This window comes from Pseudomonas vancouverensis (genome assembly GCF_004348895.1).
In the GTDB taxonomy this organism is placed as follows: domain Bacteria; phylum Pseudomonadota; class Gammaproteobacteria; order Pseudomonadales; family Pseudomonadaceae; genus Aquipseudomonas; species Aquipseudomonas vancouverensis.
In genome coordinates, this window is record NZ_RRZK01000030.1 from 165070 (window position 1) to 186804 (window position 21735).

Here is a 21735-nt window from a genome sequence, read left to right on the forward strand (position 1 = left end):
TTTTTTCATCACTCGCATCGACATATTTCCTCATTTTCCTAATCCCTCCCTTGGGCCAACATCGATCCTGCCAGCCACCCCGATGCTGCCCGCCGCAGAGTCCGTCAGAGACCACAGCTCGCAGCGGCTCCGGGCCACTGGCCGTACTGCCCATGACAAAACTAAATCAACAGCTTTGGGAGTGCTCCATGACCAAGTCCTTGCTTTCACGTGTTGTCCATCCACTGGCGATCAGCGCCATCGCCGCCACGGTCGCCACCAGCGCCCAGGCTGGCACCCTGTCCATCGGCCATACCACCTGGGTCGGCTACGGCACCCTGTACCTGGCCCAGGACCTCGGCTACTTCAAGGAAAAGGGCCTGACCGTCGAATTGCCGGTGGTCGAAGAAGCGTCGATGTACATGGCCGCACAGGCCTCGGGTCAATTGTCGGGTTCGGCATCGACCATCGACGAAGTGCTCAAGTACCGTCCGCAATTCTGCTTCAAGGCGGTGGCCGCGCTGGATGACAGCCACGGTGGCGACGGCGTGCTGGTCGGCAAGAACGTCAAGAGCCTGCAAGAGCTCAAAGGCCAGGCGGTGGCGGTGAACGAAGGTTCGACCTCGCAGTTCTGGCTCTCGTACCTGCTGAAAAAGAACGGCATGAAGATGAGCGACATCACCGTGCAGAACATGACGGCCGACGACGCCGCCACTGCCTTCATCGCCGGTCGTGTGCCCGCCGCCGTGACCTGGGAGCCGCACCTGTCGATGGTCCGCGACAAGAACCAGGGCAAGGTGCTGATCGACAGCAGCAGCACCCCGGGCGTGATCGTCGACGTGGTGGCGCTCAACTGCTCGGTCATCGAGAAGCAGCCGGAAGACGTCAAGGCGCTGGTCGCCGGCTTGTACAAGGCGGTGCAGTACACCAAGGATCATCCGGCCGAGGCCTACAAGATCATGGCCAAGGGCGTCGGTGGTTATCTTTCCGATCCGAAGGAGCTGGAAGCGGCGGCCCAGGGCGTGCGTTTCTACGATCAGGCGATGAGCGAAAAACTGTTGGGCGCACCGGGCAAGCCGGGTGACAGCGAACCGTTGATCAAACTGGCCAACGAGACCGCCAGCGAGCTGCAAGGCAAACCCTACAACGTCAGCAATGACGACCTGGTCGATAACCGCTTCGTAACCCCGCTCTAGGAGGCTGCATGTTCAAGCGCAATTCATGGCTGAGCCGCTGCGTCACGCCCAAGACCGGCTTGCCGGTTCCGGTGATCTGGAGCGCGAGCGGCCTGGCCTGGGTGCTGCTGGTCGGCCTGTGGGCCGGCTTGTCTTACGGTGGCGTGGTGCCGGGCATGTTCTTGCCGACGCCAGGCGCGGTGGTCGAAGCCGCCGTGCGCCTGAGTCGTGACGGCACCCTGGGCCAGCATGTGTGGGCCAGCGTCGAAGTGGTCATGGTCGGTTTCATTGTCTCGTCGCTGGTGGCCGTGCCGCTGGGCCTGCTAATGGGCAGCTTCCGTATCGTCCAGGCGTTCCTCGAGCCGATGGTCAACTTCATCCGCTACCTGCCGGTGACCTCGTTCGTGCCGCTGTTCATCCTGTGGATCGGCATCGGTCTGGAACAGCGGGTTTCGGTGATCATCTTCGGCGTGTTCTTCCAGCAACTGGTGATGATCGCGGACGTGTCCAAGGGCATCTCAAAGGACCTGATCAACGCGTCCTACACCCTGGGATCGAACCGTCGCGATGCCGTGCTGCACGTGATCGCCCCGGCCTCCCTGCCGGGTGTGCTCGACACCCTGCGCGTGACCATGGGCTGGGCCTGGACCTATCTGGTCGTGGCTGAACTGGTTGCCGCGTCCAGTGGCCTGGGTTACCTGAGCCTCAAGGCCATGCGTGGTTTCCAGGTGGATGTGATCTTCCTCGCCATCGCGATCATCGGCCTGCTCGGCCTGGTCACCGATCAACTGTTCCGTTTCCTTCGTCTGAGGATCACCGCATGGGCTCAGTAAGCGCCGCCAGTCATCGTTTTGCCGCCCCGCAGGCGGCCCCGGTGAACGCGCCACGGTTGCAGGTCGACAAGGTCAGCCTGCGTTACAAGAAGCCTGACGGCGGTACCTTCACCGCGCTGGAGCAGGTGTCATTCGAAGTGCCGGATCAGCAGTTCGCCGTGCTGGTCGGGCCTTCGGGCTGCGGCAAGTCGAGCCTGCTGTACCTCACCGCGGGGCTGGCCGAGCCGACCTCGGGCGAGATCTATGTCGGCGGCCAGCAAGTGGAGGGCCCGGGGGCAGATCGTGGCATGGTGTTCCAGAGCTATACGCTGTTCCCGTGGCTGACCGTGCGCCAGAACGTCGAGTTCGGTCTCAAGCGTCGCGGCATGCCGGCGGCGCAACGCAAGGACATCGTCGACTACTACGTCAACGAAGTGGGCTTGAGCGGTTTTGCCGACAATTACGCCAAGCAGTTGTCCGGCGGCATGATGCAGCGCGTGGCCATTGCCCGGGCGCTGGCCAACGATCCGCAGATCCTGCTGATGGACGAGCCGTTCGGTGCCCTCGACAGCCAGACACGCCTGCAAATGCAACAGCTGTTGTTGCGGGTGTGGGGCAACAGCAAGAAGACCGTATTGTTCGTCACCCACGACATCGACGAGGCGATCCTGCTCGGCGACCGGGTGTACGTGATGGGCGCAAGGCCGGGGCGGATCAAGCAGATCCTCGACGTGCCGATCGAACGCCCGCGCAGCCTCGACATGGTCATGGAGCGTTCATTCATCGAGATGAAGCGCGAGATCTTCGGGCTGCTGCATGATGATCTGGAAGAGGTGCACTGAGGCAGGTTTTGCACAACCCCTGTGGGAGCGAGCTTGCTCGCGATGGCGGAGTGTCAGTCAATATTGATCTGTCTGACCTACCGCTATCGCGAGCAAGCTCGCTCCCACAAGTATTGTGTCTGGCTGGAATGAGAGGTCAGGGAGACGCCGGCAACAGAAACCGCGCAATCACCGGCAGGTGATCGGAAATACGCAACGTATCGTCCTGCCTGACCATCGCTTCGACTCGTTTGATTTTCGGGCTGTAGAACAGATAGTCCACGGTGCGGTCCGGGCCGTTGAGACCGGGGTCGTTCGGGTAATGGGTCAGCCAGCGATCACGGTCGACGCCACTGGCCTCGTTGTTGGTCGGGATCATCGGGTACTTGTCCCACAACACATGCAGCGCACTGTCAGCCGTGTAAGGCGTGCGTTGTTCGACCGGCAGGCGCCGGTATTGGCCCAGCGGCAGCAGATTGAAATCGCCACCGATCAGCCAGGGCGTGCCACGGCTTTCGAATTTATCGAGGGTCTTGCCGATGGCCGTCACCTGATCTTGCAAGGCGTTGTCCGGCTGCGTGGCGCGGTCCAGGTGGGTGTTGAGCACCGCCAGCTGCCCGCCGTCACTTAGCGGCAAATAACTCACCAGCAAGGCATCCCGGGGTTTGAACTGACGGCTGACGATATTGGCGGGAGCGAGGGGCAGTTGCAGCCGTTCGGCGTGCTCGATCTCGTAGCGACTGAGGGTCGCCAGTTGCCGTCCGACACTGCCGAAGATATGCAGATCCGGCACGAAATCAGCTTTCCAGTCGTAGGCGCTGGTGCTGCACGGGTAGAGGTCCGAGACACGCTCCTGCAACAGCTTGAGCTGGTGCTGGTAGTCGCTGGCCTTGGCGCCATCGTCGAGCTCCTGCAACAACACGATGTCCGGTTGTTCGTCGCGAATCACCCGTGCCACTTCGTCGAGGCTGAAGGCCATGTCCGCAGGGGTGGGGGATTCGTCGGTGCCTTCGGCCAGGTCATTCCAGAACACGTAGCGCTTGCCGGCCAGGTACTGGACGTTCCAGGTCATGACCTTCAGCGCCTGCCCGGGAACCAGCGTCGGCACCTTGCCGTTGCAACTGACGGGAAGCACTTCCCTGGCATCGGGACGCCAGGTCAGGCTGTAGATCATCAGGCTGATCAGGCCGGCTGTCAGTAGCAGGCCCAGCAGGGTGTAGCGCAGGAGTCGGGTCATGGCTCGGCTTATAAGCGTTACAAAAGTGTTGCCGAGCATACCCGAGAGCCGTGACCGCGCCAAAGTGCCTGGCGGTCAGCGCAGTCTGTCGTTTTCCTCAGGCACCGGGCTGATCAGCATGAACAAGCGGAACAGCACCACACTGGTAAACAGCTGCAGGAAGCTGTGGGCGCTGTCGATCAATAACGAGATCACCGGGTTCTCCGGTTCCGGGTACACCGCCAGCGTGGCGCCCTTGAGCAGCCACAGCGGGCCCATCACGCACAGGATGCACACGAGGATGCGCAGGAAGTGGCCTTTAGTCAGACTCAGGCTGGCCTTCATGGCCGCCAGCGGTGCCATGCCGCGCAGCACCAGCAGGTACTCGCTGAATGCCAGGGTCACCATCAGGTAGATGCCCGGCAGGAAGTACAGCGACAGGCCCAACAGAATCATCACCGTGTTGAGCGCGGTCAGCAGGGCGAAGCGCGGCCACAGGCTCGCGGCCATCGCCAGCATTTCGCGGTTGCGCGGCGACTCACCGCGGCTACGGGCGTCGAGAAACAGGATCAGCGCGGCGGTGTACAGCGGGTACACCAGCAGGCCGACGATCACACTGATGCCGGGGAAGCTGTCCGGCTCGGTGGAATGGTCGACCACTTGTTGCAGCAGCGCCTCGAGGATCACCAGCGGCAGGCACAGCTGCACGATCTGGCCTAGATTGCGCTTGAAGAAATACAGGGAGTCACGCAGTACATCTAACGGATTCATTGGTCGGTATCGCAGGTCATAAGCAGTGACACACTGTAACCGATGATGTGCCGGCCTGAGCAAACGTAAACGTTCGGTAAAGGCCATTGAAACATCTTGTTTCAGCCTCCATTAAGGTCGGGCACCTTATCCTCACGGGAGATGGGCAACGATTTTCCCCGGCAATCTACGAGGTCGCCATGAACAGCGAAGAACAAACCCTGATCGATGGACTGTTTTCCCGGCTGCAACAGGCCGAAACGAACGCAGCCCCGCGTGATGCCCTGGCCGAGGCGCGGATCAAGGAGCACCTGACGCGCCAACCTGCGGCCGGTTATTTCATGACCCAGGCGATTCTGGTGCAAGAGGCGGCGATCAAGAGCCTCGACGAACAGAACAAGCAACTGACCCAGCAGATCCAGCAACTCCAGGTCGAGCTGCAACAGGCACGGTCGCAAGCGGCTGCCCCGGCGCCGAGCAGCGGTGGGTTTCTGTCCAGCATCTTCGGCGGCAGCGCCCGTGAGCCTCAACCGGCACCGACCCAGAGTGCACCGCCCTCCAGCGGCGGCTGGCGCGAACCGGGCCGTTCGTCGTTCGGTGCACCACCGCCGCAGAATTATCCACAGCAGAACTTCGGCGCTGCACCGCCCAACTATCCACAGCAAGGTTATGCACAACCGGCCCCGGCAGCTGCCGGCAGCAGCTTCCTCGGCGGCGCACTGAAAACCGCGGCGGGCGTCGCGGGTGGCGTGATGCTGGCACAAGGCATCAGCAGTCTGTTCCATCACAATCAGCAGCCGGAAGAAATCGTCGAAGTGATCAAGGAGCAGCCGGCTCAGGTCAACGATCAGGGCAACAACAACTGGGGCGATGACCAGCGCATGGCCGGCAACGATTCCTACGGCAACGATCAGGGCGGCTTCAGCAACGCCGACTACAATGATGACGATTCATCGTTCTTTGGCGGCGACGACGACTCCTTCGTCTGACCCACCATTCGTCCGGAGCGCAGCTGCGCTCCGGGTCGATTATTCGCGGAACAATCCTTGAGGCTGGCATACTGGGCAACTTTTCAGGCCCGGTGCCTGATCCCGCGTGCGCGCCAAGAGGATTCCCGGTGAAAAAAATCGCCGTGTTCGCCGACGTCCAAAACCTCTATTACACCGTGCGTCAGGCCTATGGTTGCCACTTCAACTATGCCGCGCTGTGGGCTGACATCAGCAAACAGGGCGAGATTGTCGAAGCCTATGCCTACGCCATCGATCGCGGAGACAGCAAGCAGCAGCAGTTCCAGCAGATCCTGCGCAACCTCGGCTTCACCGTGAAGCTCAAGCCCTACATCCAGCGCAGCGACGGCTCGGCCAAGGGCGACTGGGACGTGGGCATCACCCTCGATATCATGGACGCCGCCGACCATGTCGATGAAGTCGTCCTGGCTTCCGGCGACGGTGATTTCGACATGCTGCTCGAACGCATCATCAGCAAGCACGGCGTGCAGGCGGTGGCTTACGGCGTACCGGGCCTGACCGCCAATTCGCTGATCCGCGCCGCCAGTCGTTATGTGCCGATCGAAGGCGCGTTGCTGCTCAAGAATTGATCTTTACGGAGTTGAAACAGGTTTGGAACGCATCGCAGTCATCGACTTTGAAACCACCGGGATCTCCCCGAGCAGCAGTTGCCGGGCCACGGAAATTGCCGTAGTGATCCTTGAGCAGGGGCGCATCGTCGAGCGTTACCAGAGCCTGATGAACGCCGGGGTTCGTGTGCCGGCCTTCATCGAACAATTGACTGGCATCAGCAATGCCATGCTGCGCACTGCGCCCTCGGCCGAGCAGGTGATGAACGAGGTCAACGAGTTTGTCGGCACCACACCCTTGCTGGCGCACAACGCCGCGTTCGACCAGAAGTTCTGGGACTTTGAACTGGGGCGCATCAAACGCACGCGCCTTCAGAATTTTGCCTGTTCGCTGCTGCTGGCCCGGCGCCTGATGCCGGCGGCGCCGAACCATAAACTCGGTACGCTGACCACCTTCGCCAACCTGCCGAACACCGGCAAGGCTCACCGGGCCATGGCCGACGCCGAGATGGCGGCCAACCTGACCTCGCACCTGGCCGAAGAGTTGCGCCAGAAGCACGGCTTGCGCGAGCTATCCCATGACTTGCTGTGCAAGCTGCAGAAAGTCCCGGCGGCGAAAGTCGGTGAACACCTCAAGCGCTATCGCGGCTTCTGAAATTCCGCAAATCCCCCCTGTAGGAGCGAGCTCGCTCGCGATGGACCCAGGAGCGACGCTGGGTATCAGGTCTCCCGCGTTATCGTTGGCGACCATCGTCGGAACGCCGCCCGGAACATGCTCGCTCCTACAGGTTGGGGGGGGCGCATCTCACCCGACAACTGAAAAGTGTACCGGCGCTATAAACGGATTTTGTAACTTATTTTCCGCCCCGGGCCTTTCTAGAATGCCCATTCAATTGTCTTGCCTGCGAGCCTCACCATGCCTGGCCTTCGTCGTTTTCCCTTACCGTTGATCGCTGCCTTTTTCGCGCTGTACGTGATCTGGGGCTCGACCTACCTGGTGATTCGCATCGGCGTCGAATACTGGCCGCCGTTGCTGCTCGCAGGCATCCGTTTCGTCATTGCCGGGTCGTTGATGTACGGCTTCTTGCGTTGGCGTGGGGCGCCGGCGCCGACCTGGGCGCAATGGAAGGCCGCCGGGATCATCGGCATCCTCTTGCTGGCCTGCGGCAATGGCGCGGTCAGCGTGGCAGAACACACCGGTGTGGCTTCGGGGGTTGCGGCCCTGGCCGTGGCGACTGTGCCGCTGTTTACCTTGCTTTGCGGCTATTTCTGGGGTGCGCGCAATACCCGTCTCGAATGGGCTGGTGTGGCGCTGGGCATGATCGGCATCGTTATGCTCAACCTCGGTTCCAACCTGCAGTCGAGCCCGTTGGGTGCGGCCCTGCTGATCTTTGCAGCAGCCACCTGGGCCTTCGGTTCGGTGTGGAGCAAGCATCTGCCGTTGCCCCAGGGCGCCATGGCCAGTGCCGTGGAAATGTTGGTGGGGGGGGTGGTGTTGTTGATCGGCAGCGCAGTCAGCGGCGAACACCTGGACAAGGTTCCGCCGATGGAAGGTTGGGTGGCCCTGGCCTACCTGACCGTGTTCGGTTCGATCATCGCCTTCAACGCCTACATGTACCTGCTCAAGCACGTGCGCCCGGCCGCTGCGACAAGCTATGCCTACGTCAACCCGGCGGTGGCGGTGTTGCTCGGTATCGTGTTTGTCGGCGAGAGCATTGGTATCGAAGAAGCGCTGGCGATGCTGGTGATCATCAGCGCCGTGGTGTTGATCGGCCTGCCGCAATGGCGGCGCAAGCCGCAACTGCCACTGGCGAGCGTCGTGCCGAAGGTCGCGCCGACAGAATCCCGTGTGAATTAGGGTAAACTGCGCGGCATTGCACGCTAGATTTGCACAACCCGCGCTGAATTTTCCTACGGTATTCCCATGACTTTCGCCACCCTTGGCCTGATCGAACCCTTGCTACGCTCCCTTGAGACGCTCGGCTACCAGACCCCGACGCCGGTTCAGGCCCAGGCCATTCCCGCCGTTCTGGCCGGCCGTGACCTGATGGCCGCGGCGCAGACCGGCACCGGCAAGACCGCCGGTTTTGCCTTGCCGCTGCTGCAACTGCTGGCCATGGAAGGGCCGAAAGTGGCTGCCAACTCGGTACGCGCGTTGATCCTGGTACCGACCCGCGAACTGGCCGAGCAGGTCCACGAAGCCGTGCGCCAGTACGCGGAAAACCTGCCATTGCGCACTTACGCGGTGTACGGCGGCGTCAGCATCAACCCGCAAATGATGAAGCTGCGCAGCGGTGTCGACCTGCTGGTAGCGACCCCGGGCCGCTTGCTCGACCTGTTCCGCCAGAATGCGCTGAAGTTCAACCAGCTGCAGACGCTGGTGCTGGACGAAGCTGATCGCATGCTCGACCTGGGTTTTTCCGAGGAGCTGGCGAACATTTATCGCGCACTGCCGAAGAAGCGTCAGACGCTGCTGTTCTCGGCGACCTTCTCCGATGACATCCGCCTGCTGGCCGGGCAGATGCTCAACGATCCGCTGAGCATTGAAGTCAGCCCGCGCAACGTCGCGGCCAACACCGTCAAGCAGTGGATCGTGACGGTCGACAAGAAGCGCAAGCCGGAACTGTTCGTGCACCTGATGCGCAAGGGCAAGTGGAAGCAGGTGCTGGTATTCGCCAAGACCCGCAACGGTGTGGATGCGCTGGTGGAAAAACTGCAGGGCCTGGGCATCAACGCCGACGGCATCCACGGCGACAAGCCGCAAGCGACGCGTCAGCGGGCGCTGGACCGTTTCAAGGCCAGTGAAGTACAGATCCTGGTCGCGACCGACGTGGCTGCCCGTGGCCTGGACATCGAAGACTTGCCGCTGGTGGTCAACTTCGACCTGCCGATCGTCGCCGAAGACTACATCCACCGTATCGGTCGTACCGGCCGCGCGGGCTCGACCGGTGAGGCGATCTCGCTGGTGTGTGCCGATGAAGTGAACCTGTTGTCGGCCATCGAGATGCTCACCCGTCAGACCCTCAAGCGCCAGAACGAACCGGACTTCGAACCCGAGCACCGCGTGCCGGACACCGATGCCAGTGGCCAGGTGATCAAGAAGCCGAAGAAACCGAAGAAGCCCAAGGCTTCCGGTGGCGGAGGCAAGCGTAACCTGGGCAAGTGGGTCGACAGCGGTGAAGTCGCTCCGGCTGAACCATCGATCAAGCCGGTGCGTAAAGTACCGGTGTTCAATACCGGGCCGCGCAAGCGCAAGCCTTGATGTGCTGAGGCGTTTGTTAAGCCTTCTTCGCGAGCAAGCTCGCTCCCACAATGATCACATTCGTTCTGTGGGAGCGAGCTTGCTCGCGAAGGGCGCGCCTCGGTCGTCAGTCTTTACTCCGCAACCACTCCAGCGCGCCAAAACCTGCCGCCCGCCCACTGGCGAAACACGCCGTCAGCAAATAGCCGCCCGTCGGTGCCTCCCAATCAAGCATTTCCCCCGCACAGAACACCCCCGGCATCGCCTTGAGCATGAGTTGCTCATCCATCGCTTCAAACTTCACACCACCGGCACTACTGATCGCCTCATCCAGCGGACGGGTCTTTACCAAGGTCAGGGGCAGTGCCTTGATGGCTCGGGCCAACAGTGCTGGATCAGCAAAGGTTGCCGCGTCAGTCAATTCACGCAACAGCGCCGCTTTCACCCCATCGATCCCGACCTGGCTGTGCAGATGTTTGGCCATGGAGCGTGAACCGCGTGGTTTGCTCAGTGCGGCCTGCAATTTATCCACAGGTCGGCCGGGCAACAGATCGATATGCACCGTGGCTGCGCCGTGTGCGTTGATCGCCTCACGGATCGGCGCCGACAGCGCGTAAATCAGACTGCCCTCAATCCCGGTCGCGGTGATCACGCATTCACCCAGTCGCGGCACATCATCATTGAGTCCGATAGCGATGTTTTTCAGCGGCGCCCCGGCGAATTTGCTGACCATCAATTCGCTCCAGGCCTGCACCTCGAAGCCGCAATTACTCGGTTGCAACGGCGCAAGTTCTACACCGCGCTGCTCCAGCGCCAGCATCCATGCGCCATCCGAGCCGAGGCGCGCCCAACTGCCGCCGCCGAGGGCGAGCAGGGTGGCGTCCGGTTGAAGGGTCTTTTCGCCTTCCGGGCTGTCGATGCGCAAGGCGCCGTGCTCATCCCAACCGAGCCAGCGATGGCGAGTGTGGATAACTACGCCACTGTCGCGCAGGCGCTTGAGCCAGGCGCGCAGTAGCGGGGCGGCTTTCATGTCGGTGGGGAACACCCGGCCGGAACTGCCGACAAAAGTGTCGATGCCCAGGCCATGAATCCATTCGCACAGCGCCTCGGCACCGAAGCTGCGCAGCAGCGGGGCGATCTGCGGCGCGCGCTCGGCATAGCGCGATAGAAACGCCGGGTAGGCTTCGGAATGGGTGATGTTCATGCCGCCGACCCCGGCCAGCAGGAATTTTCGCCCCACCGACGGCATGCCGTCATACAGGTCGACCTTGATCGCGGCCTGGCTCAACACTTCGGCTGCCATCAGTCCGGCGGGGCCGCCGCCGATGATGGCGACGCGGGAAGGGGAGGAGGTCGAAGGCTGGGTCATGGGATGCGCTGGGGTCTGGCGGGATAAGCCGCCCATTCTAGCAGCACCATTCCCCGTGGGAGCGAACTTGGTCCGGGCGGCGTTCCGACGATGATGGCGGCACATTCAGTGCTTGCAGATCTGATACACCGCCATCGCGAGCAGGCTCGCTCCTACAGGTGACTTTTTGCCACGACAGATGGCTGGTCAAAAAATGATCGCCGCTCTACAGGCTATACACAGTAAGACCTGTAGCCCCTTTCACTCAGGTTATCCACAGGCAGTTCCACAGGCATTGTGGGTAAAGCATCCACAGCTCAGTGACAGCCTGATGACGTCCAGACGCGCTGCGCGCTGTGATGGAGGATGCCGTGGCGGCGGGCGAGGGCCTTGCGGTCCTTGCTGTAGCCGCCGCCGATCACGCCGACCACCGGGATGTCGCGGCCCAGGCAGTGGCGCATGACGCTTTCGTCGCGTGCGGCGACGCCCTGGTCGGTGAGTTTCAGGTAACCGAGGGCGTCGTCCTTGTGCACATCGACGCCGGCGTCGTACAGCACCAGGTCTGGCTGGTAGAGCGGCAGCAGGTAATTGAGCGCATCGTCGACCACTTTCAGGTAATCGGTGTCGCCCATGCCGTTGGGCAGCGGAATGTCCCAGTCACTTTCGGCCTTGCGCGCGGGAAAGTTCTTTTCGCAGTGCAGGGAGACGGTCACCGCTTCAGGGGTGTTGTGCAGAATTCGTGCAGTGCCGTCGCCCTGGTGCACGTCGCAATCGAAGATCAACACACGATTGACCCGACCGCTTTCCAGCAGGAAATGGCTGATCACCGCCAGGTCATTGAAGATGCAGAACCCGGCCGGGTAATCGTAATGCGCGTGGTGAGTGCCGCCGGCCAGGTGGCAGGCCAGGCCGTGTTCGAGCGCCTGCTCGGCCGCCAGCAACGAACCGCCAACCGCTCGCACCGTGCGGCGGGCCAGGGCCTCGCTCCAGGGCAGGCCCAGGCGGCGCTGGTCTTCCCGGGACAGATCGCCACTCATATAACGTTCGATATACGAAGGGTCATGGGCGAGGGCGAGAATATCGTTTGGGCACAGCTGCGGGCGCAGCAGGTCGGCGTCGCGGGTCAGGCCGCTGTCCACCAGGTGATCGCGTAACAGGCGAAACTTGTCCATCGGGAAGCGGTGATCCGCCGGAAACTCGGGGCTGTAGTCTTCGTGATAAATCAGCGGCAGCGGCATGGTCATTTCGTGCAGGAATGAGAGACGAATCCTACCAGCGTTGTAGACTGGCCACATTGAAATGGAGGGGCGGAGCACGATGGAGCCAATACTGGAACTCGAAAGCGCGCGACTGCTGTTGCGGCAGTGGCGCGATGAAGATTTGCCGGAATTTGCGGCGATGTGTGCCGATCCCCAGGTGATGCGTTATTTTCCGGCCACCTTGAGTCGTCTGGAAAGTGCGTCATCAATCGGGCGAATCCGTGGACATTTCGCCGAGCATGGTTTCGGCTTGTGGGCGCTGCAACGCAAGGACACCGGCCAGTTCATCGGTTTTACCGGGCTCAATGTGGTCGGTTTCGACGCGCCGTTCACCCCGGCGACGGAAATCGGCTGGCGCCTGGCCCGCGAGCATTGGGGGCAGGGTTATGCCAGCGAGGCGGCCTGGACCGCTCTGCGCTGCGGCTTTGACCGTTTGTCCCTGGACGAAGTCGTTGCCTTCACCACGCTGGCCAATCTGCCTTCAGAGAAAGTCATGCAGGCCATCGGCATGCACCACGATCCGGCGGACGACTTTGATCACCCGCGCCTCGATGCCGATCACCCTTTGCGTCGGCACCTGCTGTACCGCATCAGCCGCGAGCAATGGCTGCAAACCTTGCATGGATAAGCGGGCACGGACGTTTACAATGGCGTCATGGTGGCCTTGGCCACCAACCGAATCGACCGTTGCAGCCCAGACTGTGCGGCAATGTTTTGCGTGAGGAGAGTCTGAATGAGCCAAGTGTTGGAAGATCTGGTCGATTTGCTGACCCTGGAGCCGATCGAAGAGAACCTGTTCCGTGGCCGCAGCCAGGACCTGGGTTTTCGTCAGCTGTTCGGCGGTCAGGTGCTCGGCCAGTCGTTGTCGGCGGCCAGTCAGACCGTAGAAGAAGCGCGTCACGTGCATTCCATGCACGGTTATTTCCTGCGTCCGGGTGATGCCGGTCTGCCAGTGGTCTATCAGGTTGACCGAGTGCGCGATGGTGGCAGTTTCAGCACGCGCCGGGTCACGGCGATCCAGAAGGGTCACCCGATCTTCACTTGCAGTGCGTCGTTCCAGTACGACGAAAAGGGTTTCGAGCACCAGACCGAAATGCCCCAGGTGGTCGGCCCGGAAAACCTGCCATCGGAGCTGGAAATCACCCAGCAGCGTGCGCACCTGATTCCCGAAAAAATGCGCGAAAAACTGCTGTGCCCCAAGCCGATCGAATTTCGCCCGGTAACCGAGAAAGATCCCTACAACCCGCTGCCCTCCGATCCGGTCAAGTACGTCTGGTTCCGTGCCGATGGCGCGCTGGCAGATTCGCCGGCACTGCACAAATACCTGCTGGCCTATGCCTCGGATTTCGGTCTGCTGGTCACCTCGATGCAGCCCCACGGCAAGTCGGTCTGGCACAAGGACATGCAGGTCGCCAGCCTCGACCACGCGTTGTGGTTCCACCAGGATCTGCGTGCCGATGATTGGTTGCTGTATGCCATGGACAGTCCTTGGGCCGGCAATTCCCGCGGGTTCTCCCGTGGCAGCGTATTCAACCGCGCCGGGCAACTGGTGGCCTCGGTCACCCAGGAAGGTTTGATCCGCCATCGCAAGGATTGGGCATGAGCCTGGCCGATGTGCGTCACTGGGTGTTCGACATGGACGGCACCCTGACCGTGGCCGTGCACGATTTCGCGGCGATCCGTGTGGCGCTGGCGATTCCCCCCGAAGACGACATCCTCACGCACCTCGCTGCGCTGCCGGCCGATGAGGCCGCAGCCAAGCATGCGTGGTTGCTCGAGCATGAACGGGACCTGGCGCTGGGTTCGCAACCGGCCGTGGGTGCGGTGGAGCTGGTGCGTGATCTGGCCGGGCGCGGCTATCGCCTGGGCATTCTGACGCGCAATGCCCGGGAGCTGGCGCATGTAACGCTGGAGGCCATCGGTCTTGCCGACTGTTTTGCGCTGGAAGATGTACTGGGTCGCGATGATGCACCGCCCAAACCGCATCCGGGCGGATTGCTGAAACTGGCCGAGGCCTGGAAGGTGCCGGCGAGCGAGATGGTGATGGTCGGTGATTACCGTTTTGATCTGGACTGCGGCCGGGCGGCCGGTGCGCGAACGGTGCTGGTGAATCTGCCGGATAATCCATGGCCGGAACTGACCGATTGGCACGCCGCTGATTGCGTAGCGCTGCGCCGAATGTTGTCGGCTTGATGCCCTGATCGCTTGCAAGCCAGCTCCCACAGGGATCACGGTAGGTCGCAACATCTGTGAGCGCCACTGAACCTGTGGGAGTGAGCTTGGTCCGGGCGGCGTTCCGACGAAGAGGCCCGACCAGGCAAACCCTAAGGCCCGAACAACGCCTTCTGCCCCTCCGGCGACGTCAGCATCCCATCGCCGTTATGGCCCACTCCGGGCACCTCGACCAATTGCTGACTCAACCCGGCCGGAGCCAGCCGCTTGAGGTAATCAAAGTAGTTGTGCCCTCGCGCCAGGCGATAGGGCCCTTGTGCCTCTGCCTCACAGCTCTTGTCCAGCGCCGGATGATTCGGATCGATGTCCTGCTGGCCCAACAAATAAACGATGTCACGCTTAAGGTAATTTTCCTGCAATTGCGCAGGCGTTTGTCCTTCAGCGTAGGCGGGTAAATCCGTCAGCCCATACTTCCAGCGATTGAAGTTCGGGCAGGTGGCGTGGCTGAACGCCACCGGGCGACGTTCATCAAAGTAGGCATAGGAAGACGGGTTGGCGATCACGTAGCGCACCGGCACGCCAGCAGCCTGAAGGGCCGGCTGATCATGGCCGAGCATCGCGTAACGCTGCACCACCTGCGCACCGCCGGAGTGCCCGGCAATGACGATCTGCTTCACATCGGGAAATTGCTGACGGTCGCCCAGGCGCGCGATGATTTCGTCCAGCGCCTGGTAGGCACTCAAATGAAAGGGTGCTGTGGATTCACCGCCGGCCATCCAGTCATTGCCCTGCCAGCGCAACACCGTATCGGCCACAGGATGGATCGCGACGTCGTCTTCATTGAGAAACTGCGGCGCGATCACCAGGGTCGTTTGGGATTGCCCGGCCAGTTCGGCCGCTTGTTCAGCGCTGCGCAGATAGGTCTGGGCATTGCGCAGCCGGCCATGAATGATGATCAGCACGCGCTCGATTTTTGCCGGGGCCGGGCTGATGCCCACGGCCATTTCGCCTTCTTTCAACAACAGGCGCCCGGGGCTGAGTTCCTTGACTCCGTGTTCCGCCGCCTGGGCACTTGCACTGACGATCAATACTGCCAACAACCACTTCTTCATCTACAGGTTTTTCGCCGCAAAGGTATCGCACTGGCTTACCTGGCCTTGGGCGAAACCGGTTTTGAACCAGCGCACCCGTTGCGCCGACGTACCGTGGGTAAAGGAGTCCGGCACCACACGGCCCTGACCCTGTTGCTGCAAACGATCATCGCCAATGGCGTTCGCCGCGTTCAATGCTTCTTCGATATCACCCGGTTCCAGCCAGTTCAAACGCTTCTGCGCGTTGTTGGCCCAGACACCGGCCAGGCAATCGGCTTGCAGCTCCTGACGAACCAGCAAGCCGCCATCGCCCTCCATTTGCCGCCCTTGTTGGCGCGCCGCCTGAATTTTCGCCGAGACGCCGAGCAAGGTCTGCACATGGTGTCCGACTTCATGAGCGATCACGTAGGCCTGGGCGAAGTCGCCCGCGGCGGAGAAACGTTGTGACATCTCCTGAAAGAACGCCATGTCCAGGTAGACCTTCTGGTCTGCCGGGCAATAGAACGGGCCAGTTGCCGAGGTGGCCATGCCACAGGCCGAATTGACGCGGTTGCTGAACAGCACCAGGGTCGGATCTTTGTATTGGCGTCCGGCCTGTTGGAAGATCTGGCCCCAGGTGTCTTCGGTGTCGCCGAGGATCGAGCGGACGAACTCCGCACCTTCATCGTTGGCTGGCGGTGCCTTACGCGTCTGGTTGGAAGCGGGGGCCGAGGTCTGGCCCATCTGCCCGCTCAGTTGCCCGAGGATTTGCATGGGGTCCTGACCAGTGATCCAGCCGATGCCGACAATCAGCAGGATCGCCGTCAGGCTCAGGCCCTTACCGCCGCCGAAACGCATGCCACCGCCACCGCCGCCGACATCATCGCCACGGGCATCGACCACGTTGTCGCTGCGTCGGCCTTTTTTCCATAGCATGTGGGAATCCTCTGCTGTTCCGGGTGAAGAACCTTGCGATGAGTGTTGCTGCCAAGTAGGAGCGGCGCCAGTCCGGTCGTCAGACTGCGTGCTGTGCGGCGGGTTCCGGATTCTGTAACAATGGGTTTCACTTTTCGCATCACGCAAGCTTCATTTGGAATCTGCCATGGCCGGCCATCAGCTTGAACGCGACTTCCCTCTCCCGGGCGTATTGTCTTGACGGCGCCAGTCAGCACGCCGCTTTCCGGGGTCAATCAGCCCTTCAAAGGGATCTTGCTGATCATCGTCGCGACGTTCCTGTTTTCCAGTCACGACGCTTTGTCGAAATACCTGTCCGGGTTCTACCCGATCGTGATGGTGGTCTGGGCGCGCTATGCAGTGCACACGCTGCTGATGGCGGGGATCTTCCTGCCGCAGTCGGGGCTGCGGGTGTTGCGCACCAGGCGGCCAGTGTTGCAGCTGTTCAGAGCCCTGTGCCTGCTGGGTACCAGTCTGTTTTTCACCACTGGGTTGCAATACATTCCGCTGGCCGAAGCCACGGCGGTCAACTTTCTTGCGCCGGTGCTGGTGACGGCGCTGTCGGTGCCCTTGCTCAAAGAGCGGGTCACGCGCGGCCAGTGGATCGCGGTGATCTGTGGTTTCAGCGGTGTGCTGATCATCGTCCATCCCGGCGGTGATCTGTTCACTCCGGCGGTCTTGCTGCCGCTGACGTCGGCGTTGTTCTTCTGCTTCTACCAGTTGCTCACCCGCAAGCTCAGCGAAGTCGACAGCCCGACCACCAGTAACTTCTTTGCCGGGCTGTGCAACACCCTGGTGATGAGCGCGCTGGTGCCGTTCTACTGGCAGCTGCCGAGTTTGACCCATGGCGTGATGATGCTGGCGCTGGGCACCTGCGGCATGACTGCGCACCTGTTTCTGACCCAGGCATTTCGTCATGCGGCACCGGCGCTGCTGGCGCCGTTTGGTTACTGCCAGATCGTGTTTGCCGGTTTGCTCGGCTGGCTGCTGTTTGCCCACACGCCGACCCTGAGCACAGTGGTTGGCATTGTCGTGATCTGTTGCAGCGGGCTGGCTGCGGCGTGGCAGCAGAGCCGTCGCTGAAATAAGCTCAACGTTGAAAGAAACGCAAACCTGGTGTTTATCGAAGTTGTAGGAAAATCGTAATCAGGTGGAGAAAAGCGCGGCCTCGCAGTTTCTTTCAAGGTGTTACGCGCTCCATAATTGCCTGACTGTTCAGGGATTGACCACGATGACAATAACTTCAGAACTTACCGCTGTGCCCGACGAGACCTTTGCCGAGCCGCGCAAGAGTCGCAAGAACAACCCGGAAAAAACCCGCGAAAACATCCTGCAGGAGGCGCTCATCGAGTTCGTCCAACAGGGGCTTTCCGGTGCTCGCGTCGATGCCATTGCCGAGCGTATCCATACCTCCAAGCGCATGATCTATTACTACTTCGGCAGCAAGGAGCAGCTTTACGTCGAGGTGCTGGAAAAACTCTACGGCGACATTCGCAACACCGAAGATCGCCTGCATTTGGCCGAACTGGCGCCGGTGGCTGCCATCCGGCGCCTGGTGGAGTTCACCTTCGATCACCATGATCGCAACGTCGACTTCGTGCGCATCGTCAGCATCGAGAACATCCATAACGCCGAGTACGTAAAACGTTCCGACGCGATCAGGGCGATGAACACCACCATCCTCGACACCCTCGAGATGATTCTGCGCCGTGGCGTTGAAGAGGGGGTGTTCCGTGAGGGTTTGCAAGCGCGGGATGTACACTTGCTGATCAGCTCGTTCTGCTTCTTCCGTGTGTCGAACCGGCACACCTTTGGCGAGATCTTCCAGATCGACCTGCCGGATGAAACTGTCAAGGAACGGCATCGTCAAATGATTTGCGAGTCGGTGCTGCGTTACTTGCAGGCCTGACAGCGCTGCGCACTCAGCGTGGCAGGTGCTCGACCAGAAAGTCGATGAAGGCCCGCAGGCGCAGCGGTACATGGCGGCTTTGCGGGTAAAGCAGGGTGTAGGGCCGCGAGCGCCCGCCGTAGGGCTTGAGTACCTCGACCAGCGAACCATCGGCCAGTTCTTTCTCGACGATGAAGCGATAGGTCTGGAACAGCCCGGCGCCGTGTCTGGCCAGGGTCACGCCACCCAGCACGTCGTCGGAACACACCAGGTTACCCTCGGCGAGAATCTCCCGCTGCTCGCCAGCGTCATTGAACAACCAGGCAATGCGCCGGCCGTTGCTGGGCAACTCGTACTGAATGCACTCGTGGTTTTCCAAATCGTCGAGGGTCTGCGGCACGCCGGCCTTTTCCAGATACACAGGGCTGGCAATCATTACCAGCGCCGCATCTTCCAGATGCCGGGCAATCAGGCCCGAGTCCGGAATGGCCCGCACGCGGATCGCCATGTCGTAACCTTCGTCGACGAAATCGATGTTGCGATTACTGATGTGCGACTCGACCTTCACCGCCGGGTAACGCGCGCGAAACGCCGGCAGCAATGGCAGGACGCGATGGTGCGCGTAGGTGGTCGGAATGCTGATGCGCAGGGTGCCGGAAGGGATCTGCTGCTGGCCCATGACCTCGCGCTGGGCCTCGACCAGTTGGGCCAGGGCCTGGCGGCATTCCTCGTAATAGCGTTGGCCGCTGGCGGTCAGTTTCACACTGCGGGTGGTGCGGGCGAACAGGCGCACCCCCAGACGCTCTTCCATGCGCGAAACCGAACGGCTCACCGCCGCTGGCGTCACGCCCGCCACGAGCGCGGCGGCGGTGAAGCTGCCGGCTTCGGCAGCGAGGCAGAACAGCTCGATGCTGCCCAGCTGTAGGTCGTCGAATTGTCGCTGCATGATCAAGGGCACCGGGAATCGAATGAAGACGCGGCGTCAGTATCGATCAGTTGCCACTGAACGCACACAAAAAAGCCGTCCCGAGGACGGCTCTTTTGCATCTGGTCGGCGTAATCAACGCCGGGTCAGCATCACCCCGGACTCCATGTGATGAGTCCACGGGAACTGGTCGAACATTGCGCATCGCGTGATGCGATGGGTGTCGTGCAGTTGGGCGATGTTGGCCGCCAGGGTCTCCGGGTTGCAGGAGATGTACAGGATGTTGTCGAAGCGTCGAGTCAGCTCGCAGGTGTCCGGGTCCATGCCGGCACGCGGCGGGTCGACGAACACACTGCCGAACTCGTAGCTCTTCAGGTCGATGCCGTGCAGACGACGGAACGGCCGCACTTCGTTGAGGGCTTCGGTCAGTTCCTCGGCGGACAGACGCACCAGGGTGACGTTATCCACGGCGTTTTCACTGAGGTTGCTCAGCGCTGCGTTGACCGAGGTCTTGCTGATTTCCGTGGCCAGCACTTTGCGCACGCGGGTGGCGAGCGGCAGGGTGAAGTTACCGTTGCCGCAGTACAGCTCGAGCAGATCGTCGGTGCGATTGCCCAGAGCGTCGTAGGCCCAGTTGAGCATCTTCTGGTTCACCGTGCCGTTGGGCTGGGTGAACGCGCCTTCCGGCTGGCGATAGCTGAAGGTGCGACCGCCGACGTCCAGCTTCTCGACCACGTAATCGTGGCCAATGACTTCGCGTTTGCCCTTGGAGCGACCGATGATGCTGACATTGAGGTCGGCCGCCAGTTTTGACGCCGCCGCGTGCCAGTGCTCGTCCAGCGGACGGTGATAGCACAGGGTGATCATCGCATCGCCCGCGAGGGTGGTCAGGAATTCCACCTGGAACAACTTGTGGCTCAGGGCCGCACTGGCTTGCCACGCGGCCTTGAGCTGCGGCATCAACTGGTTGATGCGCAGGCTGGCAATCGGAAACTCTTCGATCAGGATCGGCGTGCGTTTGTCTTCCTGGGAAAACATCGCGTAATGACGTTCGCCGGCCTCACGCCACAGGCGGAACTCGGCGCGCAGGCGGAAGTTCTGCAACGGCGAATCGAAAACGCTCGGCTCCGGCGCATCGAACGGGGCCAGCAGGTCACGCAGGCGCGCGACCTTGTCTGAGAGCTGAACGGCGTAGGCCTGGGAATCGAATGTCATGCGTTGAACCAACCCAGCTTGATCACGAACAGAATCGACAGGATCACCAGCGCCGGGTTCAGCTCACGGCCACGACCGGACAGCAGCTTGATCACGGTCCAGGAAATGAAGCCGAAGGCGATGCCGTTGGCGATGGAGTAGGTGAACGGCATCGCCAGGGCGGTGACCACGACCGGTGCGGCCACGGTGATGTCTTCCCAATCTACTTCGGCCAGGCCAGAAGTCATCAGCACGGCGACGAACAGCAGGGCCGGTGCGGTGGCGAAGGCTGGAACGCTGGCCGCCAGTGGCGAGAAGAACAGCGCCAGCAGGAACAGGATCGCGACCACGATGGCTGTCAGGCCAGTACGGCCACCGGCGCTCACGCCGGCTGCGGATTCGATGTAGCTGGTGGTGGTCGAGGTGCCCAGCAGCGAGCCGGCCATGGCTGCGGTACTGTCAGCGATCAGGGCGCGGCCCATTTTCGGCATGTGGCCGTCCTTGCCCATCAACCCGGCGCGCTTGGCGACACCGATCAGGGTGCCGGAGTTGTCGAACAGGTCGACGAACAGGAAGGCGAAGATCACGCTGACCAGACCGATGTCCAGTGCGCCCTTGATGTCCAGTTGCATGAAGGTCGGGGCCAGCGACGGTGGTGCCGACATCACGCCGCCGAACGGGGTGAAACCCAGCACGATGGAGACGATGGTCACCGCCAGGATGCCGATCAGCACCGCGCCGCGCACGGCGAGGGCTTCAAGGCCGACGATCAGGGCAAAACCGATGGTGGCCAGGATCGGCGCCGGCTGTTTCAGGTCACCGAGGCCGACCATGGTCGCCGGGTTGCTGACCACGATACCCGCGTTGTGCAGGGCGATCAGCGCCAGGAACAGGCCGATACCGGCGGCAATCGCCGAGCGCAGCGGCAACGGGATGCTGTTGATGATCCATTCACGGATGCGGAAGATCGACAGCAGGAAGAAGCACACCGCCGAAATGAACACCGCCCCCAGCGCCACTTGCCAGGTGTGGCCCATGTGCAGGACCACGGTGTAGGTGAAGAAGGCGTTCAGGCCCATGCCCGGTGCCAGAGCAATCGGGTAGTTGGCGATCAGGCCCATGATCGTCGAGCCGATGGCGGCTGCCAGACAGGTGGCGACGAACACCGCACCCTTGTCCATGCCGGTCTCGCCGAGGATGCTCGGGTTGACGAACAGAATGTAGGCCATGGCCAGGAAGGTCGTGATGCCCGCAAGAATCTCGGTCCGCACGTTGGTGTTGTGTGCCTTGAGTTGAAACAGCCTTTCCAGCATGTCTGCTCCCCGTGGCGCGCCGGGCGCCGTGAATGTATCGAC

At 61.7% G+C, this 21735-nt stretch carries 22 protein-coding genes; 13 read left to right on the plus strand and 9 right to left on the minus strand.

Annotated features, from left to right (window positions below; translation table 11 throughout):
• Positions 1 to 188 precede the first annotated feature (188 nt).
• The 3 genes from EIY72_RS22940 to EIY72_RS22950 are packed head-to-tail and all read left to right on the plus strand — an operon-like array spanning position 189 to position 2808.
• Positions 189 to 1175 (plus strand): ABC transporter substrate-binding protein, encoded by a 987-nt coding sequence (locus EIY72_RS22940; protein WP_093229966.1) that lies wholly within the window; start codon positions 189 to 191, stop codon positions 1173 to 1175.
• 8 nt (positions 1176 to 1183) lie between these two features.
• Positions 1184 to 1987 carry an ABC transporter permease gene (locus EIY72_RS22945; protein ID WP_093229969.1) on the plus strand — a complete coding sequence of 268 codons (804 nt, stop codon included), beginning with the start codon at positions 1184 to 1186 and terminating at the stop codon, positions 1985 to 1987.
• Positions 1975 to 2808, plus strand: coding sequence for an ABC transporter ATP-binding protein (locus EIY72_RS22950; protein WP_093229972.1), 834 nt, complete (start codon positions 1975 to 1977; stop codon positions 2806 to 2808). The genes EIY72_RS22945 and EIY72_RS22950 overlap by 13 nt, the downstream gene beginning before the upstream one ends.
• 136 nt (positions 2809 to 2944) lie before the next feature.
• Here EIY72_RS22950 and EIY72_RS22955 read toward each other — a convergent pair whose 3' ends face one another.
• Both EIY72_RS22955 and EIY72_RS22960 read right to left on the minus strand, forming a co-directional pair.
• Positions 2945 to 4024 (minus strand): endonuclease/exonuclease/phosphatase family protein, encoded by a 1080-nt coding sequence (locus EIY72_RS22955; protein WP_093229975.1) that lies wholly within the window; start codon positions 4022 to 4024, stop codon positions 2945 to 2947.
• Between the two features lie 75 nt (positions 4025 to 4099).
• Entirely contained in the window at positions 4100 to 4774 is a 675-nt protein-coding gene (locus EIY72_RS22960; RefSeq protein ID WP_093229977.1) for a YciC family protein, read from the minus strand.
• A gap of 179 nt (positions 4775 to 4953) precedes the next feature.
• On the opposite strand from EIY72_RS22960, the gene EIY72_RS22965 reads away from it, so the two are divergent.
• From EIY72_RS22965 to rhlE1, 5 genes are all read left to right on the plus strand, one after another.
• The gene (locus EIY72_RS22965; RefSeq protein WP_093229980.1) at positions 4954 to 5742 is read left to right on the plus strand and encodes a DUF2076 domain-containing protein; all 789 of its coding nucleotides are present in this window, start codon (positions 4954 to 4956) and stop codon (positions 5740 to 5742) included.
• Between the two features lie 128 nt (positions 5743 to 5870).
• On the plus strand, positions 5871 to 6350 hold the full coding sequence (locus EIY72_RS22970) for a LabA-like NYN domain-containing protein (RefSeq protein WP_007946629.1): 480 nt from the start codon (positions 5871 to 5873) through the stop codon (positions 6348 to 6350).
• 22 nt (positions 6351 to 6372) lie between these two features.
• Positions 6373 to 6984: a 3'-5' exonuclease gene (locus tag EIY72_RS22975; protein WP_093229983.1), complete on the plus strand. Its 612-nt coding sequence runs from the start codon at positions 6373 to 6375 to the stop codon at positions 6982 to 6984.
• Positions 6985 to 7245: 261 nt separating this feature from the next.
• Complete coding sequence (yedA, locus tag EIY72_RS22985; RefSeq protein ID WP_093229986.1) at positions 7246 to 8187, plus strand: drug/metabolite exporter YedA; 942 nt, start codon at positions 7246 to 7248, stop codon at positions 8185 to 8187.
• Between the two features lie 66 nt (positions 8188 to 8253).
• Entirely contained in the window at positions 8254 to 9591 is a 1338-nt protein-coding gene (gene rhlE1, locus EIY72_RS22990) for an RNA helicase RhlE1 (RefSeq protein ID WP_093229989.1), read from the plus strand.
• 106 nt (positions 9592 to 9697) lie between these two features.
• Here rhlE1 and EIY72_RS22995 read toward each other — a convergent pair whose 3' ends face one another.
• Together EIY72_RS22995 and EIY72_RS23000 are read right to left on the minus strand one after the other, a co-directional pair.
• Complete coding sequence (locus EIY72_RS22995) at positions 9698 to 10939, minus strand: TIGR03862 family flavoprotein (protein WP_093230816.1); 1242 nt, start codon at positions 10937 to 10939, stop codon at positions 9698 to 9700.
• 296 nt (positions 10940 to 11235) lie between these two features.
• Positions 11236 to 12156, minus strand: a complete 921-nt coding sequence (locus tag EIY72_RS23000) for a histone deacetylase family protein (RefSeq protein ID WP_093229992.1) — start codon at positions 12154 to 12156, stop codon at positions 11236 to 11238.
• Between the two features lie 79 nt (positions 12157 to 12235).
• On the opposite strand from EIY72_RS23000, the gene EIY72_RS23005 reads away from it, so the two are divergent.
• The 3 genes from EIY72_RS23005 (at position 12236) to EIY72_RS23015 (ending at position 14370) form a co-directional block, all read left to right on the plus strand.
• Positions 12236 to 12805 (plus strand): GNAT family N-acetyltransferase, encoded by a 570-nt coding sequence (locus tag EIY72_RS23005; protein WP_093229995.1) that lies wholly within the window; start codon positions 12236 to 12238, stop codon positions 12803 to 12805.
• A gap of 105 nt (positions 12806 to 12910) precedes the next feature.
• Complete coding sequence (gene tesB, locus EIY72_RS23010) at positions 12911 to 13780, plus strand: acyl-CoA thioesterase II (RefSeq protein ID WP_093229997.1); 870 nt, start codon at positions 12911 to 12913, stop codon at positions 13778 to 13780.
• The gene (locus EIY72_RS23015) at positions 13777 to 14370 is read left to right on the plus strand and encodes an HAD family hydrolase (protein ID WP_093229999.1); all 594 of its coding nucleotides are present in this window, start codon (positions 13777 to 13779) and stop codon (positions 14368 to 14370) included. Before tesB ends, EIY72_RS23015 begins: the two co-directional genes overlap by 4 nt.
• 131 nt (positions 14371 to 14501) lie before the next feature.
• On the opposite strand, the gene EIY72_RS23020 is transcribed toward EIY72_RS23015, so the two are convergent.
• Positions 14502 to 15461, minus strand: coding sequence for an alpha/beta fold hydrolase (locus EIY72_RS23020; RefSeq protein WP_093230001.1), 960 nt, complete (start codon positions 15459 to 15461; stop codon positions 14502 to 14504).
• Positions 15462 to 16355: a KPN_02809 family neutral zinc metallopeptidase gene (gene ypfJ, locus EIY72_RS23025; protein WP_093230004.1), complete on the minus strand. Its 894-nt coding sequence runs from the start codon at positions 16353 to 16355 to the stop codon at positions 15462 to 15464. It abuts the gene before it with no gap.
• A gap of 216 nt (positions 16356 to 16571) precedes the next feature.
• Here ypfJ and EIY72_RS23030 point away from each other — a divergent pair, with 216 nt between their 5' ends.
• Together EIY72_RS23030 and EIY72_RS23035 are read left to right on the plus strand one after the other, a co-directional pair.
• The gene (locus EIY72_RS23030; RefSeq protein ID WP_093230007.1) at positions 16572 to 17456 is read left to right on the plus strand and encodes a DMT family transporter; all 885 of its coding nucleotides are present in this window, start codon (positions 16572 to 16574) and stop codon (positions 17454 to 17456) included.
• A 148-nt stretch (positions 17457 to 17604) separates the two neighbouring features.
• Positions 17605 to 18282, plus strand: a complete 678-nt coding sequence (locus EIY72_RS23035) for a TetR/AcrR family transcriptional regulator (protein WP_093230009.1) — start codon at positions 17605 to 17607, stop codon at positions 18280 to 18282.
• A 13-nt stretch (positions 18283 to 18295) separates the two neighbouring features.
• Here EIY72_RS23035 and EIY72_RS23040 read toward each other — a convergent pair whose 3' ends face one another.
• From EIY72_RS23040 to EIY72_RS23050, 3 genes are all read right to left on the minus strand, one after another.
• Positions 18296 to 19207, minus strand: coding sequence for a LysR family transcriptional regulator (locus EIY72_RS23040; RefSeq protein WP_093230012.1), 912 nt, complete (start codon positions 19205 to 19207; stop codon positions 18296 to 18298).
• 114 nt (positions 19208 to 19321) lie between these two features.
• Positions 19322 to 20401, minus strand: coding sequence for a tRNA (uridine(54)-C5)-methyltransferase TrmA (gene trmA, locus EIY72_RS23045; RefSeq protein ID WP_093230014.1), 1080 nt, complete (start codon positions 20399 to 20401; stop codon positions 19322 to 19324).
• Positions 20398 to 21693: an NCS2 family permease gene (locus tag EIY72_RS23050; protein ID WP_093230017.1), complete on the minus strand. Its 1296-nt coding sequence runs from the start codon at positions 21691 to 21693 to the stop codon at positions 20398 to 20400. The genes trmA and EIY72_RS23050 overlap by 4 nt, the downstream gene beginning before the upstream one ends.
• Between the last annotated feature and the right edge of the window lie 42 nt (positions 21694 to 21735).